Origin of the sequence: Acetobacterium paludosum (genome assembly GCF_008086595.1) — a bacterium.
Lineage (GTDB): Bacteria > Bacillota > Clostridia > Eubacteriales > Eubacteriaceae > Acetobacterium > Acetobacterium paludosum.
On record NZ_RXYA01000001.1, the window covers coordinates 340996 to 358284 of the forward strand.

A 17289-nucleotide genomic window follows, 5' to 3' on the forward strand; every position below is an offset into this window, starting at 1 on the left:
CTATAGCAGCTTGAAATGCTTATTTCGGTATTCGATGACCCCTTCTTTCTGGAGTTGGGAGAGAACTCGTGATAAGGCGCTTCGATCCACACATAAAAAATCGGCTAGTTCATTGCGGCTAAAGGGGATCTCGAATTCGGGATCCCCTTCTTTTTCGGCATGTAGGGTTAGATACGAGAGCACCTTGTCACGAATGGTTCGCTGTGAGAGCAATTGGTTTTTGCTGTTGAGAAGGATGTTTTTTCGGGCCAATATTCTTAGTAAGTTTTCAATCAGCTGATTGTGAAAAATGCAACTGGTCGGACAGGTGGTAATGATTCGTTCAATACCCAGAAACAAAACCGTACAGCTGGATTTGGCCAGAATCGTGACCGGGCTTTCAGTAATTCCTGCACTGGCAAAGGCTTCTCCAAAAATATGCCCGGGTTTTAATTCAGTGAGAATCGAACGATTGCCGTAATAATCTTCCTGAATAATTTGTACTTCACCGGATAAGACCACTCCGACCGAGGTGACTGGCTGTCCGGTCATCAAAATAATTTCTCCCCGTTCATACTTCTTTTCTTCGCCGCCCAAACAGTGGAGCATGGCTTCAAGATCCTCATTTATCGATTCAAATAACTTAACTTTTCTTAAAATATCAATATTATTAGTCATAATTTTCCTTTGCGTTGCATATGCAACGGCACTTTTGGGTAAATTGTACTATGATTAGGCCAAGAAATCAATACATGATATCGATAGGAGGAAAAAAATGATACGTAAAGTAATTTCAATCGATGAAAATAAATGCAATGGCTGTGGTTTATGTGCCGAAGCCTGTCATGAAAATGCCATTGGAATCGTAAATGGTGTAGCCACTCTTTTAAGAGATGACTATTGCGATGGCTTGGGAGATTGTCTGCCAACCTGTCCAACCGGGGCCATTACCTTTGTGGAACGGGAAGCAGCGGCTTATGATGAAGCAGCGGTTCTTGAAAACATGAAAAAGAAGAATCAGAGCACTGAAAGCAGTGCAAAAAAAACGGGTGGCTGCCCGGGAACTCAGGCAAAAACAATTGTCAGAGAAACACGGAAGGAAGATGACGGCCTTGAACCTTTAGCCTGCGGCTGCCCGGGATCATCATCAAAAGCGATCAGTCGGGAAACCAGCTCCTGTGAATGTGAAAGCAGTAATGAATCCGCCGGAACCAAACCAGTATCCCAATTAAGTCAATGGCCGGTTCAAATTAAGCTGGCGCCAGTCAATGCACCTTACTTTAAGGGGGCTCATTTATTAATCGCCGCAGATTGTACGGCTTATGCATACGGTGATTTTCATAATCGTTTTATTAAAAATAAGATTACTCTAATCGGCTGTCCTAAACTCGATGCAGTTGATTATGCTGAAAAGCTGACTGAAATATTCAAACTCAATGATATCAAAAGCATCACCGTGGTACGGATGGAAGTGCCGTGCTGCGGTGGCATTGTCGCAGCCGTTACGAGTGCGTTGCAGAATTCGGGGAAAATGATTCCCTGGCAGGTATTGACGGTTACCACAGATGGCAGTGTTTTAGAAAACGCATAAAATATTTTAGAGTTTGTTTGCCAACAATAAGGGTAAGCTAATATTAATAACCGATCATTCTCCGTTATAAAACGGGTTGAAGCTGTAAAAAGGCTAAATAATAAAGGAAGAGGTAAAAGAATGAAAGATATGTTTTGTTTTCAATGTGAACAAACGGCAAAAGGAACGGGATGCGAAGTTAAAGGGGTATGCGGTAAGACGGCATCCACTGCGGTTTGGCAGGACAAGTTGGTTGGGGCGTGTATTGGTTTAGCACGGGCCGTTCAAAAAACAAAAGCAACGGAAGCAACGGATTCCTGTATCAAGAAAGCTTTATTTACAACCGTTACCAACGTGAATTTTGATGATGAAAGCATAAAAATCATGGTGGACTGTGTCGAAAAGATGAAGGCTGAATTAGATCCGACCGCAGAAAACTACGACATGGCTAAATTATGGGATGATAATGAGGATATCCGCTCATTAAAAACACTGATTCTTTTAGGCATTAAGGGTGTGGCTTCTTATGCCCACCATGCCGAAATATTAGGCTATAAAGATCCTGTTGTTGATGCATTCTTCTATAAAGCACTGGCGGCAATAGGAACAGATACTGCGGAAATGGGCGAACTATTGACTCTTGTTTTAGAAACGGGAACAGTGAACCTAGCCTGTATGGCACTCTTAGATAAAGCCAATACGGAAACCTATGGTACACCGGTACCAACTGAAGTGACGTTAACCATTGAAAAAGGACCGTTTATTATAATTACCGGTCATGATTTGCATGATTTAAAACTTTTATTAGAACAGACAAAAGATCAGGGAATCAATATTTACACACATGGTGAAATGCTGCCAGCCCACGCCTATCCGGAACTAAAAAAATATCCGCAGTTAAAGGGAAACTTTGGGACGGCATGGCAAAATCAACAAAAAGAATTTGCCGATGTGCCAGCACCGATTCTTTATACCACTAACTGTATTATGCCGGTGAAAGACAGCTATGCTGACCGTGTTTTCACAACCGATGTCGTTCAGTATCCATCAATGATCCATATCGGCAAAGATAAAGATTTTACACCGGTTATTGAAAAGGCCTTGGCATTAGGCGGCTACGCTCAAGACAAGGAAATGACCGGAATCAACGGCGGTAAAAAAGTAATGACCGGATTTGGTCACGGAACGGTTCTAGGCGTGGCAGATAAAGTTATTGATGCGGTTAAAGCCGGTGATATTAAACATTTCTTCTTAGTTGGTGGCTGCGATGGTGCAAAAACCGGACGAAATTATTACACCGAATTTGTTCAACAAACACCAAAAGATTCAATCATTCTGACCCTTGCCTGCGGTAAATACCGATTTAACGATTTAGATCTTGGGACCATTGGCGGTCTTCCGCGAATAATGGATATGGGTCAGTGTAATGATGCTTACTCGGCTATTCAGGTAGCGATTGCTTTGGCCGGAGCTTTTGAATGTGATATCAATGAATTGCCGCTGAGTATGGTACTTTCCTGGTATGAACAAAAAGCGGTCTGTATTTTATTGACACTTTTATCATTAGGCATTAAAAACATCTTATTGGGACCATCACTGCCGGCATTCATTTCCCCGAATGTGTTAAATGTGCTGGTTGAAAACTATAATATTGGACCAATTTCAACCCCAGAAGCAGACCTGGCAAAACTCTTATCGTAAGATCAAAGTAAACATCAGAAAGAATCGCTAAAACCGGTTATCTTAAAAAATGCCATATCCCAAATTTGGGGGATATGGCATTTTTATTAAAAAAAAGCAAAAAGAAAGTGACAGCGACAGACATGGATTTTAGTTATCGGATTACCAGGGTTTCATAGATCCTCGTTGTAAAGCGAAAATCTAAATAACGGGAAAAAAGCGGATGTTTACGACGGTTATTATATACTTAAATTGTCAGTTATCGGATAAAGGTCTATTGTAAAATTAGAATGATTATGGTATGATAGCCCTGTCGATACATATATATACAAGTCGATAAATACAAATTTTTCCTGTTGTAAGATTAGGATAAATAACATAAACTAATCATAGCAAAGAAAATAACAGTGAAAAATTATTTCGGAGGAAAATAAAATGTCTTTTAATATTGCAATTGCAGGTAAAGGCGGGGTTGGAAAAACCAGTCTTACCGGTATGCTCATTGAATATTTAGTTGAACAGGGGCTAGGGCCCATTTTAGCAGTGGATGCAGATGCCAATGCAAACTTAAATGAAGTGCTTGGAGAAGAAGTTGATCTTTCAATTGGAGAAATAAAAGAGGAAATTAATAAAGCAGAAGTGGCCGGGGTACCCCTGCCTATCGGCGTGACAAAAGCAGATTTTATGCAATTGCGGCTAAACCAGGCGGTTGCTGAAAGCAATGGTTATGACCTTCTCGTCATGGGGAGAGGCCAGGGCGCGGGCTGTTACTGCTACGTAAATGGACTTTTAAAAACCCAGTTAGATGTTTTAGCTAAAAATTATCAATATCTGATTGTCGATAATGAAGCTGGTATGGAACACTTAAGCCGCGGAACGTTAGGCAAAATTGACCTGCTGATACTTGTCAGTGACTGTTCCCGTCGGGGAATTCAAGCAGTTGGACGCATTAGAGACCTAGTGGCTGAGCTTAAGTTAAAAGTGCCGACCATCAAGTTGATCGTAAACCGCGCTCCGGATGGGGTCCTTAATGCCGGAACATCGGAAGAAATTGAAAAAGAAGGATTGGATCTTATTGGCGTTGTACCCATGGATCAAAATGTTTTTGAATTTGATTCTTACGGGAAACCATTGGTTGACCTCCCGGCAGATTCCCCGGCAAAGGCGGCATTAAGAGCTATCGTTGATAAATTAGAGATTATTAAAAATAAAAAATAAGAAAGTTTATTAATTGAGCAGACGCAGCTCTGTCTGACAGCGCTGCATTTGCCGATAAGCTTTGTAATAGAAACTGCGGAGAGGGGAGATTAAATGCAAAAGGTACAGTTTAAAATAAAAGGTAAAAGAACGGTTGATTTGGTTGCAACGGATAATGAAAATTTACTTGATGCAGCAAGAAGAGCCGGGGTAATGATTGACTCGCCTTGCAATGGGAATGCCACTTGTGGAAAATGCAAGGTAAAAATAGTGTCCGGTCAGGTTAAAACGACGGAAACCAGACATATCTCTGAGGAAGAAGCAGCTGCGGGAATCGTCCTTTCCTGTAATTCAAACATTATTGGCGATATCGAGGTGGAAGTACCTGATTTGGCGTCTTCCTTTGTAAACGAAATGCAAATAACCGATCTTTCTAAAAATGAAAATGATAATATCAAGCATGTCCGTAAAAAACTGATAAAAAATGGCATGACGAATGCCAGTCGGTTATGGTCGGAGGTCATTCAATTACCGTTGCCCAACCTTGAAGATAATATTGGCGATGAAGACCGCTTAAAACGTTATTTCAAACAAAATTTAGGCTACAATGATATCGTCATGAGCCTGAACGTGATGAGAAAAATTCCGGATGCTTTCCGGGAAAAAGAATTTTTAATTGAAGTGGTTTACCTTAAACGTAGGGATGTGGCGGAAATACTTGATATTAAACCGGCAAACGGAAATAAGCCGGTTCTCTATGGAATAGCCCTGGATATCGGGACAACTTCTGTTTCAGCCTGTTTAGTGGATATGAATACCAATGAAATTGTAACAAAGGCGTCCATGGGAAATGCCCAGGTTAAATATGGCGCAGATGTTATTAATCGAATTGTCTATTCTCAAAAAAGCGGCGGATTGGAAAATCTTCGCCGGGCTATTGTGGATGAAAGTATCAATATGCTTATTGAAAAGTTAGTGAAAGCCACTAATATAGCCAAAGAAGATATTTATGAAGTCTGTGCCGCAGGAAATACCACCATGAACCATTTGCTGCTGGGAATAAACCCGGATTATTTAAGAAGAGAACCATTTATTCCGGTAATTAATGACATCCCGGAAATGAAATGTTTAGAACTGGGAATTAATATCAATCCCGAGGGAAAAATATATCTTGCCCCATCGGTAGCCAGTTATGTCGGCGGGGATATTACTGCCGGAGTTTTTGCAGTGCCGATTTGGATACGGGAAGGCTTCAGCATGCTGGTGGATTTAGGAACAAACGGGGAAATCGTTTTTGGCAACAAAGATTTTTTAATGACCTGTGCCTGTTCAGCCGGTCCGGCCTTTGAAGGTGGCGAAATCAGTTGTGGAACCCGAGCTGTACCCGGAGCAATTGAACAGATATATATTAACGATAGTGATTTAAGGCCTTTTTACAATACGATCGGACATCAGAGTCCGATTGGAATTTGCGGTTCAGGGATTATCGACTTGATCTGTGAAATGAAACGAACCGGGATTATTGATGGCAGAGGCCGAATCGATCGGACTTTGGATCATCCCCGCATTCGTTTCGACGAATACAACATTGGACAATATATTTTATACTCAAAAGAATTAGATAATGGTTCCAGGGATGTTTATATTACTGAGATTGACATTAGCAGTTTTATTAAAGCGAAGGGTGCGGTATTTTCCGCTATTTATACTTTAATGGAAAGCCTGGAGATGCCCATTGATGTCTTAGACGACATTTATGTTGCCGGAGGCATTGGCACCAACCTGGTTATAAAAAATGCCATTGCATTAGGTATGCTGCCGGATATACCGGTAGAAAAATATCATTATATTGGCAACAGTTCAATGCAGGGGTGTTATCTTGCATTAACTCTTACTGAAGGAAAAGATAAGATTAGAGAGATTTCTAAAAACATGACTTATATGGAATTGAGCGTCTACCCAAGCTATATGGATGAATTTATATCCGCTTGCTTTATTCCTCATACAAATTTGAAATTATTTCCTTCCGTTGAATACTAAAAATAGGAGAATTAAATGGAAATTACTTTACGGGATGAAGCCGCAATTGAAGAAAAAAGAAAAGATAAAATTCCTTATGAACATTACAAGTCTTTATTAAAAGACCAGGATCCCCAGAATGTTTCAAAATTAAGTACCTGTCCGTATGATGAAGCAACAAGTTCCTTTTTAGTCACCGTGATGGGCGCACCATACAAGGTGACCTTTCCACAGGGGGATGTCACTGATTCAGAAGGACACGACTTTGACAATTACAAACTAAAAACCATGATTCTGAGATATTTAATCAATGCGAAAGGGATTTCCTCAACCGGAGAAAACATTGCTTATCGCGATGTTTCCGGCGGAAATGTGTATTTTGCATGTTTTGAAGGGCGCTGCCTGAAACGGTTTGCCTTCACTTTTAATTACAACATTGAAGGTTTGAAAAAAGCCATGGCCTTTTTAGGTGCAGAACCACAAAAGAATGGCGATTTTTCATGGCGATTCGAGGTCATTAATAATATGTTCATGACAGCGATCCTGTGGCTGGGTGATGATGAATTTCCGCCAGAGGCGCAGATTTTGTTTGATGCTAATTTCCCATCGGCTTTCAGTGCTGAGGATATGGCAGTAATGGGAGATATATTCATCCCAATTTTGAAAGATTTAAGTAAGAAATAATGAAACAATCAAAAATACAGAAAATCGATCCTCATTTTTCTGAAAGTAGCTATTTTGTAAGTCGGGATTTGTTTAAAAATCATGACCCTTTTGAAATGAGCGAAAAATCCCGATGCAGTTTTGATCAGAAAAGTGGGACCTTCGAGATAGCAGTACTGGGAGAAAAGTATATTGTTCATTATCCCAGCGGCGAGGTCTGCAATGCCCAGGAAGAAAATTTTGACAACTATTCGGTAAAAATCATTATTCTTCGATATTTAATGAATGCCAAAGGAAAAGAAAATGAAGATGAGCTAATCAGCTTTAAAGAATTTCCTGACGGCCCCCTATACTATTCTAATTTTTATAAACGTTGTATTCAGGTTTTCGCGAACATTGGCAACGAAATGCCGGATGAACTTAAAAAATATATGAACGCCATCAACGGGATCCCCTTAGGAAAAGGGGATTTATCCTGGCAGTTCACAGTCATGCCGGGAGTAACGGCGGCCGGCATCCTCTGGTTTGGTGACGATGAGTTTGAAGCAGAGGCGCAGATATTATTTGACAAAAGTTTAACAAAGGTCTTTAATATTAAAGACTTAGCAATTTTAGGAGACGTTTTGATCATTTCATTGAAAACCTTTACTTTCTCTTTAGAAAAATAAAAAAATATTCGAAAATTAATTGACAAACTTTTAACTAATATAGTACAATCTGTGTATACTTATATATACAGGTCAATATCTGTAAAAATATGTAATGGTTTTATTTTGGTTTTAAAGTGTCGAGCTTTGAAATAAATATTTTGAAAAAAGGTAACAGGTTAGGAGGAAACAAACAAATGCCATACAAAAGAACAGAACAAAAATTCAATGGCAAGATCAACGTATGTGAGATAGGTGCTGGAGATGCAGCTATAAGCATAGGTGGAGAAAAAACATTACCATTTTTAGGTGATGAAGGATTCAAAACCGCAGTTGGAATAGCAATTTCAGATGCCCCAGAAGATTGGGCTGATTGCTTCAAAACTATTTACGGTGATGATCTTAAAAACCCAGCAGCTTTCGCAAAGGCTGCAGTAGAAAAATCAGGTGCTGATTTCATACTGGTTAAACTTGCTAGCGCAGATCCAAACGGTGCTGACAATTCAGTAGAAAATTGTGTTGCTACAGCAGTAGCTGTAGAAGCTGCAGTTAAAGTGCCAGTCGTTATTGAAGGATGCAAAAACGCAGAAAAAGATGCTAAGTTATTGGAAGCAGTAGCAAAAGCTCTGGAAAACAAAAATGTTGTTTTATTCTCTGCAGTAGAAGATAATTACAAAACAATCGGTGCTGCCGGAGCAATGGCTTACGGACAGAAAGTATCTGCCGAATCTGCAGTTGATATTAACCTTGCAAAACAATTAAATATTCTATTGACACAACTTGGTGTTAAAAGTCAAGATATCGTTATGGATGTTGGTTCAGCAGCTGCCGGTTACGGTTTTGAATATGTTGCTTCAACCATGGATCGTATTCGCTTAGCAGGCCTTGGTCAAAATGATGAAAGCTTACAAATGCCAATTATAACAGACGTTTCTAGTGATTCCTGGAGTGTAAAAGAATCTGTATTTACAGAAGCTGAAGCACCAGAATGGGGTAGCTTAGAAGCCCGTGGTATTGGCATGGAAGTTACAACAGCAGCAGCATGTGTTGTTGGCGGATCAAACGCTATCATCGTAAGACATCCAGAATCAGCTAAAACAATCAAAAGCATGATTGCTGGACTAATAGGTTAAGAAAGGAAGGCGAATACAAATGGCAGTTAAAGGTTTAGATATTTTCAAACTCACTCCAAAGTCAAATTGTAAAGAGTGCGGATTCCCAACATGTATGGCTTTCTCAATGAAAGCAGCAACTGGTGCTGTTCCCATCGAAAAATGTCCACATATTTCAGATGAATCAAAAGAATTATTATCAGAAGCAACAGCTCCTCCGATGAAAACAATTAAAGTTGGATCTGGCGATGCTGAAAGAGTTCTTGGTGGCGAAACAGTATTATTCAGACATGAAAAAACTTTAGTAAGTAAAAACTTATTCGCAATTGAATTATCAGATGCAATGAGTGATGCTGAAGTAGCAGCAGCTTGTGATAAGCTTAAAAAAGTTAACTATGACCGTATTGGCGAAATGATGTTCGTTGAAATTGTTGGCGTTCGTTTTGCAGCTGATCAGGCTAAATTTGTTGCATTAGTTAAAAAAGTTACTGAATGCGGCAAAATTCCAATGATCATTACAACTGATGCTGAAGCAGCAAAAGCAGCAGTTGCAGTTGCTGGTGCCGGCGCAATCATTATGGGAGCAACCAAAGATAACGCCGCAGCAATGGTAGAAGTTGCCAAAGCAGCAGATGCTGTTCTTGGTGTTTCTGCAGACAGCATTGACGCATTACATGATTTAGTAGAATCAATCGAAAAACTAGGATACAAGAAACTTGTATTAAATGTTGGCGAAACTTCTATTAAAGAAGCATATGCAAATGCAGTAGATATTCGAACAGCTGCTATTAAAGGCAGTGACCGTACCTTCGGATATCCTTCAGTTGTATTTACAAATAAACTTGCACCTGGCGATATCAACATGCAAATTGCATTGGCTTCAGCTTTCGTTCTTCGTTACGGTTCAATCATCGTTATGGAAGAAATGGACTTTAATGCAGCATTGCCACTGTTTGGTTTAAGACAAAACATCTTTACAGATCCTCAAAAACCAATGCGTGTTGAACCTAAGATTTATGAATTCAATAAACCAACCGGCAAAGATCCAGTACTTGTTACTGTTGATTTCGCTTTAACATACTTTGTTGTTGCTGGCGAAATTGAACGTTCAAAAGTACCTGCATACTTAGCTATCCCAGATGCTGGTGGTTACTCAGTACTAACTTCTTGGGCTGCTGGTAAATTCGGTTCTACCGTAATTGCTAACTTTGTTAAAGAAAACAATATTGCAGACCTTACAACATCACGTAAGTTAATCTTACCTGGTAAAGTTGCCGTACTTCAAGGTGATTTAGCTGAATTATTACCTGAATGGGAAATAGTTGTTGGACCAACCGAAGCAATGCAAATACCTAAGTTCTTAAGAGACTTACAAGCATAATATCCAATCTGTGTCCGGGATTTCCCCGGGCACACCTATAAATATTTTTTAATTTGAAAGGGGAACAATATGTCAAAATTCATGGTTATTGGTGAAAGAATTCACTGTATATCTCCAGCAATTCGACAGGCATTTGCAGATAGAAATCCTGATCCAATTCTTTTGAGAGCCAAAGAACAATTAACAGCTGGTGCAGACTATTTAGATTTAAATATCGGACCTGCTGAAAGAGACGGCGAAGATTTAATGCAATGGGGTGTCAAATTACTCCAGGAAAACTTCGACAATGTGCCTTTAGCACTTGATACTGCAAATATGAAAGCTATTGAAGCTGGAATTAAAGTTTACAACCGCGCAAAAGGAAAACCAATCGTTAACTCTGCAGATGCAGGCGATCGAATTGGATATCTTGACTTAGCAGCTGCTAATGATGCTATGTGTATCGCTTTATGTTCAAAAGAAGGCGTTCCAGCAGATAATGACGAACGTATTATGTATTGTTCTGAATTATTAGAACGTGGTATGGAACATGGCATGGAACCAACAGATATGTTATTTGACCCACTTTTCATCGTTATCAAAGGAATGCAGGATAAATTAATGGATGTTCTTGAAGCAATCCAGATGATTACTGACATGGGCTTGTTAACAACGGGTGGATTAAGCAACGTTTCCAACGGTGCGCCAAAACATATTCGTCCATTATTAGACTCTGCAACGATAGCAATGGCTATGCAATGTGGATTTAGTTCTGCAATCGTTAATCCTTGTGATAGAAGATTAATGGAAACTGTTGTAGCTTGTGATATTATCAAAAATAATATTCTTTATGCTGATTCAGTATTAGAGTTCTAAGATACCTTTATAAATAAATAAAAGGTATTTAAAAATAATCGAACAAGCTATTTTATATAGATATAGTGCTCGACTTTTTAGATACCTTTTTAAAAAAAAGCAATAGGTATTTGAAAATACTCAAAAAAGCCCCTGATTTATGTTCGTCACTTGCAGCACAAGAAACAAATGAACATTCAGGAGCAAAACAATAATGTATAATGTATCGATTGCCTACATTGTATAACATTTAACAATGTTTGTAAAGAACATTTTTTATTAAATGCGTACTTTTTTACAAATGCTTAAATAAATATTGTATAAAAAGGTATTGAGATATAAATTATAAAATTTAGAGAGGTAGAAAAAATATGAGTAATGAATATTTGAAATTTGATCAGACGGCTGAAGCCCTACTCGCGAAAGCTAAAAGAGATGGCGCAGAAACTATGTGGGATCGTAAAGCCGCACAGAAAACTCAATGTGGTTTTGGAGAAGCAGGAGTATGTTGCCGGATTTGTGCAATGGGACCTTGCCGTGTAAGCCCAGTACCTGGAAAAGGCGCTGAAAGAGGTATTTGCGGAGCAAATGCTGATACAATCGTAGCAAGAAACTTTGCTAGAATGGTAGCCGGCGGAACATCTGCCCATTCCGATCATGCCCGTGATATTGTTCATGCGATGCATGCAGCAAAAGCTGAGGGTCCTTTTAAAATCAGAGATGAAGCAAAATTACGAAGAATCTCTGCAGAATGGGGCATTGCCGATGCAGACACCAAAGAAACCTATGCTTTGGCTCACGAATTGTCTGAAATGGCATTGGGAGAATTCGGTAAACCTTTTGGAACACAACGTTTCTTAAAAAGAGCACCACAAGCGCGACAGGATATTTGGAAAAGAGAAAATATCGAACCAAGAGCCATTGATATGGAAGTAACCACATTAATGCACTCGACTCATATCGGATGTGCTTCAGACTATGAAAGTCTTTTCAGAAGAGGCATGAGAACGGGTATGTCAGATGGTTGGGGCGGATCGATGATCGGAACCGAATTCTCTGATATTATGTACGGAACACCTTCAGCACAAGCGTCATCTTCAAACTTAGGCGTTATCGATAAAGACCAGGTCAATATTCTGATTCATGGCCATGATCCCAATCTTGCCGAAATGATTGTTTTGGCTGCTGAAAATCCTGAAATGATTGAATTGGCAAAAGCTAAAGGTGCTAAAGGCATTAACATCGTTGGTATGTGCTGTACAGGTAATGAAATGACCATGAGACATGGCATCAAAATTGCCGGTAATTTCTACCAACAGGAACTGTGCATCATTACCGGTGCGATTGAAGCGGCTGTCGTAGATGTTCAATGTATTTTCCCAGCACTTCCTGCACTGGCTAAAAAATATCATACGCGTTTTATCAGTACTTCTGAAAAAGCAAAGATCTCTGGAGATATGTTCATTCAATTCTCTGAAGCAACCGGTTTGGAAAATGCCAATGAAATCGTAAAAATTGCCGTTGAAAATTTTGTAAACAGAGATGCTTCCAAAGTTGAAATTCCTGATCTTAAATCAGACACAATGGTTGGATACTCTGTTGAAGCGATTATCGATCATTTGGATAAAGTAGTAAACACAAACACTTCTGACCCAATGGGAACCGTTAAACCACTAACCGATGTTATCTATGCCGGCGTTATTCGTGGGGCGGCTGGTGTTGTTGGTTGCAACAACCCTAAAGTTGAACATGATTATGCTCATGTAACAATTATCAAAGAACTGATCAAACGTGACGTCATCTGTGTCGTTACCGGTTGTGCCGCTCAGGCTGCTGCAAAAGCTGGCTTATTACAGTTGGAAGCTAAAGAATTGTGCGGTCGTGGCTTGAAAGAAGTATGCGAACGTGTCAATATTCCGCCAGTTCTTCATATGGGATCTTGCGTTGATATCAGCCGTATCCTTCACTTAGTAAACTTATGTGCTGACGTAAAAGGTATCGATCCTGCATTATTACCAGTTGTTGGTATTGCACCAGAATGGATGTCAGAAAAAGCCGTATCAATTGCTAACTACGTTGTTGGTTCTGGTATTAATACTTACCTTGGCGTCATTCCACAAGTTTTAGGAAGTCCTAACTTCACAAAATTATTGACCGAAGATTGTCAGGAATTCCTGGGCGCTCACTTCGTATTTGAAAAAGATCCGCTGGTTACAGTTGATAAAATCATGGTCGATTTAGAAGATAAACGAACAGCATTAGGTATCTAATTTATAAAAGATAGACAGGTGATATAAATGAAAATTGCAATAACAGGAAAAGGCGGGGTTGGAAAAACAACCATCGCAGCGAGTTTAAGCCGATATTTTGCCGAAGCAGGATTTAACGTATTAACTGTTGATGCAGATCCAGATGCAAATCTCGGGCTTGCTCTGGGCATGAGCGAAGAGATGATTGCCAGCATTGTGCCGATTTCCGAGATGAAAGATCTTGTCGAAGAACGGACCGCTGCCAATACAGGATCTTTTGGTTCAATGTTTAGAATGAACCCTGAGGTTGCCGATATTCCAGCGCGTTATGCTAAAGAATTTAATGGCGTTAAGCTTTTAACGATGGGAACGGTTGATACCGGAGGTTCTGGTTGCGTCTGTCCTGAACACGTTTTGTTAAAAACGCTGATGAATCATTTGGTACTTTATCAAAAAGACGTGGTTGTTATGGATATGGAAGCCGGAATTGAGCATTTGGGGAGAGGAACGGCCGGAGCAGTCGACGCATTTATTGTTGTTGTTGAACCGGGAGTTCGCAGTATTCAAACCTATCATAAAGTTAAATCCATGGCGATGGATATTGGTGTCAAGCAAGTTTATGTTATTGGAAATAAAATCCGGAATGACGGAGATATTGCCTTTCTTACAGAAAAAATCGGAGCAGAAAACATTGTTGGTTTTTTAAACTATCGTGATGAAATCTCCGAATCAGACAGAAACAATAAATCACCCTATGACGATCCAGTCATGAAGACTGACATTGCTGCTCTTGGCAAAAGAATTCAAGAGATCGTACAGGAAAAAAAGAAATAGAGTTACAAAAATCTTATATTAATTGAACCAATTTAAGGAGGAAAAGTCCATATGAATATGAATCTTTTAGATATTATTTACGACGGTCAAGCCCAATATCTTCAACGTGCTGAAGAAATGGTTGCCAAGGTTGTCGCTGAAAAGGGAAAAGAAACACCCGTTAAATTCCCAGGTACTGCCTACGCATTACCTTGCATCTACGCTATTACAGGTAAAAAAATCACCAATGTAGGTGAATTGGAAGAAGCTTTGGCACTGGCAAAAGAATACATTCATCCAGCAAAAACTTTACAAGCTGGTTTAGATGCTGGTACCGCTTCTGCTATGTTAGCTGAAATTATTGAAGCAGTGAAATTTGTTTATGATCCAATCCCATACAAAGGCCGTGACGCAGAAGATTTAAATACTGCAGATGTACGTACTTTAGGTTTCTTACCAGATGCAGAAGTTCGTTCATTCGGTGTTGCGTTAGTTACACAGGATATTCCAGGTGTTGCTGTTCTTATCGGTGAAGCACCAGATTCTGAAACACTGGCAAATGTTGTTAAAGATTATCAACAAAAGGGTTTATTGACCTTCATGGTTGGTAAAGTAATTGATCAAGCTATTGAACAAAACATTAAAATGGGTGTAGACCTTCGAGTTATTCCATTGGGATATGAAATCGAATCTGTTATCCACGTTGTTTCTGTAGCAATCCGTGCCAGCTTAATCTTCGGGGCAACAAAACCAGGAGATTTCCTTGCTCATAGAACTTATACAAAAGATCGTGTTAAAGCGTTTGTTAATGTATTTGGCGGATGGGATAACAAAATTATTGCTGCCGGTGCTGCTGCCATTGAATTAGGCTTCCCAGCAACTGTAGATAAATACATCAATGAAGTACCAACATTATTACTCTATCAACCAGATTACGAAAAGGTTGTTGCTACTTCTCTTGAAGCTAGAGGAATTAAAATTAAAATTACCGAAATCGACTGTCCAGTATCTGTATCTTCAGCATTTGAAGGCGAACGTGTTCGTAAAGATACCATGTTTGCTGAATTCGGCGGAAACAGAACACCAGCTTGGGAACTTGTAACAAGCATTGATTTAGCAGATGTCGAAGATCATAAGATCACTCTTATCGGACCAGATATCGACGATGCCATGTTCGAAGAAGGAAAAACGGTTCGTTTACCTTTAGGCGTTTTAGTTGAAGTTGCCGGTAAAGATATGCAAGCAGATTTTGAAACCGTTCTGGAAAGACGTATTCACTATTTCTTGAACTATGTTGAAGGTGCAATGCATGTTGGACAGAGAAATAGTTCTTGGATCCGTTTAACCAAAGAAGCATATGGAAAAGGCTTCCGTTTGAAACATATCGGTGAAGTACTGTATGCAAAAATGAGAGATGATTTTGATAAAGTTGTTGATAAATGTCAAGTAACTATTTATACAAACAAAGAAGATGTTGAACGACTTTATGCAGAACGTGCTAAACCAGTATACGATAAACGTGATACCAGAATGGCTGCTTTGACAGATGACAACGTAGAGGAATTCTATACTTGTTTATTATGTCAATCATTTGCTCCAAGCCATGTTTGTATCGTTACACCAGAACGTTTAGGTCTTTGCGGTGCGGTTTCCTGGTTGGATGCTAAAGCAACCAAACAATTGGATCCTACCGGACCAAACCAACCGGTTGTCAAGGGCACAGCTATTGATGAACGTCTTGGAATCTGGGATTCAGTTAACGAAGCAGTTGCTACCAACTCACAAGGTGCAGTTGAATCAGTAACACTTTATTCTATTCTTGAAGATCCAATGACTTCCTGCGGATGTTTCGAATGTATCTGTGGAATTATGCCAGAAGCAAACGGTGTTGTTATTGTAAATCGTGAGCATGCTGATATTACTCCAGTAGGTATGACCTTCGGTGAATTGGCTTCAATGACAGGTGGTGGAGTTCAAACTCCAGGTTTCATGGGTCATGGTCGTCAATTGCTTGGTTCTAAAAAATTCATGTCTGCTGAAGGCGGCTTGGAAAGAATCGTATGGATGCCAAAAGCATTAAAAGATGATGTTGCTGAACGTATGAATAAAGCAGTCAAAGAGATGACAGGCATTGATAATTTCGCAGACATGGTTTGTGATGAAACAATCGCTGTTGATTCTGAAGCAGTATTAGAATTCTTAGAAACAAAAGGACATCCAGCATTAGCTATGGATCCAATTATGTAATTAATTTTTGACCGAGTCAAAAACTGTATGTCTGAAGGCAGAACACATTTGTGTTCTGCCTTTTTTCGCATCATGGACACAGATATCATTGAAAATATTGAGTTGCCATGTATTTTTTAAGTAAAAAATGTTATAATTAAAACAGTGAAAAATGAAAAATAATAGGAGGAAATAAAATGTCTGAAGATAAAAAACTCCATAGTCATGGTGAACATCATGACCACACAGAAGGACATCCGCATGAAGGATGTACCAAACACGAACATGGAAGTGAAGAAGGCCACGAACACAGTCATGAACATGGTCATACCCATCCCCACAGTGATGACCACGGACATGAACATGAACAAACACTAGGTGAAGAACATGAGCATGAGCACACCCATGAACATACTCATCCCCACGAACATCCCCATGAACACACTCATCCTCATACTCATGGAGATGAACACGGTCACTCCCATGAAGGAAATTCTGCTGTAGAAGATAAAGATCTCGAAATTATCAGTATTCTTTTAGATCACTGGGTTTCGCATAATCAGGATCATGCTGCAGAATATAAAACATGGGTTGAAAAAATGAACAAACTGGGAAAAAGTGAAGTAGCTAAAGCGTTAACTGAAGCAATTGAGCTGATGGCAGAAGCAGACAAACATTTGATTAAGGCAAAAAAAGATTTGATCTAGACCGGTGTATAACAAATTGCTGGATTGATAATGTGAATCCAGCAATTTCTTTGCGAAAACATGTATATACTTGTATAAAATCAGATAATATAGTAAAATAAATGTATAAATATAGAAAAGTGTATGAAATTCAGGAGATGGTAATATAGTTCTTCAATTTCATATATTATTACGATGCCTGAAGGCATTGAAATTCTTTAGAAAAGGAAGAG

The 17289-nt window shown here is 39.4% G+C and carries 14 protein-coding genes; 13 read left to right on the forward strand and 1 reads right to left on the reverse strand.

The genetic code is table 11. The annotated features are described in order from the left end of the window. Positions 1-657: a Crp/Fnr family transcriptional regulator gene (locus FZC41_RS01715; RefSeq protein ID WP_148565645.1), complete on the reverse strand. Its 657-nt coding sequence runs from the start codon at positions 655-657 to the stop codon at positions 1-3. Positions 658-754: 97 nt separating this feature from the next. Between FZC41_RS01715 and FZC41_RS01720 the strand changes: the two genes are divergently transcribed. The 13 genes from FZC41_RS01720 (at position 755) to FZC41_RS17560 (ending at position 17077) form a co-directional block, all read left to right on the forward strand. Beyond that, the gene (locus FZC41_RS01720; RefSeq protein WP_148565646.1) at positions 755-1570 is read left to right on the forward strand and encodes an ATP-binding protein; all 816 of its coding nucleotides are present in this window, start codon (positions 755-757) and stop codon (positions 1568-1570) included. A gap of 120 nt (positions 1571-1690) precedes the next feature. Continuing rightward, entirely contained in the window at positions 1691-3250 is a 1560-nt protein-coding gene (gene hcp, locus FZC41_RS01725; RefSeq protein WP_148565647.1) for a hydroxylamine reductase, read from the forward strand. Between the two features lie 414 nt (positions 3251-3664). Further along, entirely contained in the window at positions 3665-4447 is a 783-nt protein-coding gene (locus FZC41_RS01730; protein ID WP_148565648.1) for an ATP-binding protein, read from the forward strand. Positions 4448-4540: 93 nt separating this feature from the next. Beyond that, positions 4541-6466, forward strand: a complete 1926-nt coding sequence (gene acsV, locus FZC41_RS01735; protein ID WP_148565649.1) for a corrinoid activation/regeneration protein AcsV — start codon at positions 4541-4543, stop codon at positions 6464-6466. A 15-nt stretch (positions 6467-6481) separates the two neighbouring features. Continuing rightward, entirely contained in the window at positions 6482-7129 is a 648-nt protein-coding gene (locus FZC41_RS01740; RefSeq protein WP_148565650.1) for a DUF3786 domain-containing protein, read from the forward strand. Then, the gene (locus tag FZC41_RS01745; RefSeq protein ID WP_148565651.1) at positions 7129-7776 is read left to right on the forward strand and encodes a DUF3786 domain-containing protein; all 648 of its coding nucleotides are present in this window, start codon (positions 7129-7131) and stop codon (positions 7774-7776) included. The genes FZC41_RS01740 and FZC41_RS01745 overlap by 1 nt, the downstream gene beginning before the upstream one ends. Before the next feature lie 176 nt (positions 7777-7952). Beyond that, positions 7953-8888 carry an acetyl-CoA decarbonylase/synthase complex subunit delta gene (gene acsD / locus FZC41_RS01750; RefSeq protein WP_148565652.1) on the forward strand — a complete coding sequence of 312 codons (936 nt, stop codon included), beginning with the start codon at positions 7953-7955 and terminating at the stop codon, positions 8886-8888. A 19-nt stretch (positions 8889-8907) separates the two neighbouring features. Next, positions 8908-10248 carry an acetyl-CoA decarbonylase/synthase complex subunit gamma gene (acsC, locus tag FZC41_RS01755; protein ID WP_148565653.1) on the forward strand — a complete coding sequence of 447 codons (1341 nt, stop codon included), beginning with the start codon at positions 8908-8910 and terminating at the stop codon, positions 10246-10248. Between the two features lie 69 nt (positions 10249-10317). Then, positions 10318-11103 (forward strand): carbon monoxide dehydrogenase/acetyl-CoA synthase methytransferase subunit, encoded by a 786-nt coding sequence (gene acsE, locus FZC41_RS01760; protein ID WP_148565654.1) that lies wholly within the window; start codon positions 10318-10320, stop codon positions 11101-11103. A 350-nt stretch (positions 11104-11453) separates the two neighbouring features. After that, positions 11454-13352, forward strand: coding sequence for an anaerobic carbon-monoxide dehydrogenase catalytic subunit (gene cooS / locus FZC41_RS01765; RefSeq protein ID WP_148565655.1), 1899 nt, complete (start codon positions 11454-11456; stop codon positions 13350-13352). A gap of 27 nt (positions 13353-13379) precedes the next feature. Continuing rightward, the gene (locus FZC41_RS01770) at positions 13380-14165 is read left to right on the forward strand and encodes an ATP-binding protein (RefSeq protein WP_148565656.1); all 786 of its coding nucleotides are present in this window, start codon (positions 13380-13382) and stop codon (positions 14163-14165) included. 57 nt (positions 14166-14222) lie between these two features. Then, on the forward strand, positions 14223-16391 hold the full coding sequence (gene acsB / locus FZC41_RS01775) for an acetyl-CoA decarbonylase/synthase complex subunit alpha/beta (protein ID WP_148565732.1): 2169 nt from the start codon (positions 14223-14225) through the stop codon (positions 16389-16391). 176 nt (positions 16392-16567) lie between these two features. After that, positions 16568-17077 (forward strand): DUF8180 domain-containing protein, encoded by a 510-nt coding sequence (locus FZC41_RS17560; protein ID WP_243136625.1) that lies wholly within the window; start codon positions 16568-16570, stop codon positions 17075-17077. Positions 17078-17289: the final 212 nt, after the last annotated feature.

Bases quoted from the DNA above. Each gene is read 5' to 3' on its own strand.
- FZC41_RS01715 (WP_148565645.1), bottom strand. From the start codon at position 657: ATGACTAATAATATTGATATTTTAAGAAAAGTTAAGTTATTTGAATCG.
- FZC41_RS01720 (WP_148565646.1), top strand. From the start codon at position 755: ATGATACGTAAAGTAATTTCAATCGATGAAAATAAATGCAATGGCTGT.
- hcp (WP_148565647.1), top strand. From the start codon at position 1,691: ATGAAAGATATGTTTTGTTTTCAATGTGAACAAACGGCAAAAGGAACG.
- FZC41_RS01730 (WP_148565648.1), top strand. From the start codon at position 3,665: ATGTCTTTTAATATTGCAATTGCAGGTAAAGGCGGGGTTGGAAAAACC.
- acsV (WP_148565649.1), top strand. From the start codon at position 4,541: ATGCAAAAGGTACAGTTTAAAATAAAAGGTAAAAGAACGGTTGATTTG.
- FZC41_RS01740 (WP_148565650.1), top strand. From the start codon at position 6,482: ATGGAAATTACTTTACGGGATGAAGCCGCAATTGAAGAAAAAAGAAAA.
- FZC41_RS01745 (WP_148565651.1), top strand. From the start codon at position 7,129: ATGAAACAATCAAAAATACAGAAAATCGATCCTCATTTTTCTGAAAGT.
- acsD (WP_148565652.1), top strand. From the start codon at position 7,953: ATGCCATACAAAAGAACAGAACAAAAATTCAATGGCAAGATCAACGTA.
- acsC (WP_148565653.1), top strand. From the start codon at position 8,908: ATGGCAGTTAAAGGTTTAGATATTTTCAAACTCACTCCAAAGTCAAAT.
- acsE (WP_148565654.1), top strand. From the start codon at position 10,318: ATGTCAAAATTCATGGTTATTGGTGAAAGAATTCACTGTATATCTCCA.
- cooS (WP_148565655.1), top strand. From the start codon at position 11,454: ATGAGTAATGAATATTTGAAATTTGATCAGACGGCTGAAGCCCTACTC.
- FZC41_RS01770 (WP_148565656.1), top strand. From the start codon at position 13,380: ATGAAAATTGCAATAACAGGAAAAGGCGGGGTTGGAAAAACAACCATC.
- acsB (WP_148565732.1), top strand. From the start codon at position 14,223: ATGAATCTTTTAGATATTATTTACGACGGTCAAGCCCAATATCTTCAA.
- FZC41_RS17560 (WP_243136625.1), top strand. From the start codon at position 16,568: ATGTCTGAAGATAAAAAACTCCATAGTCATGGTGAACATCATGACCAC.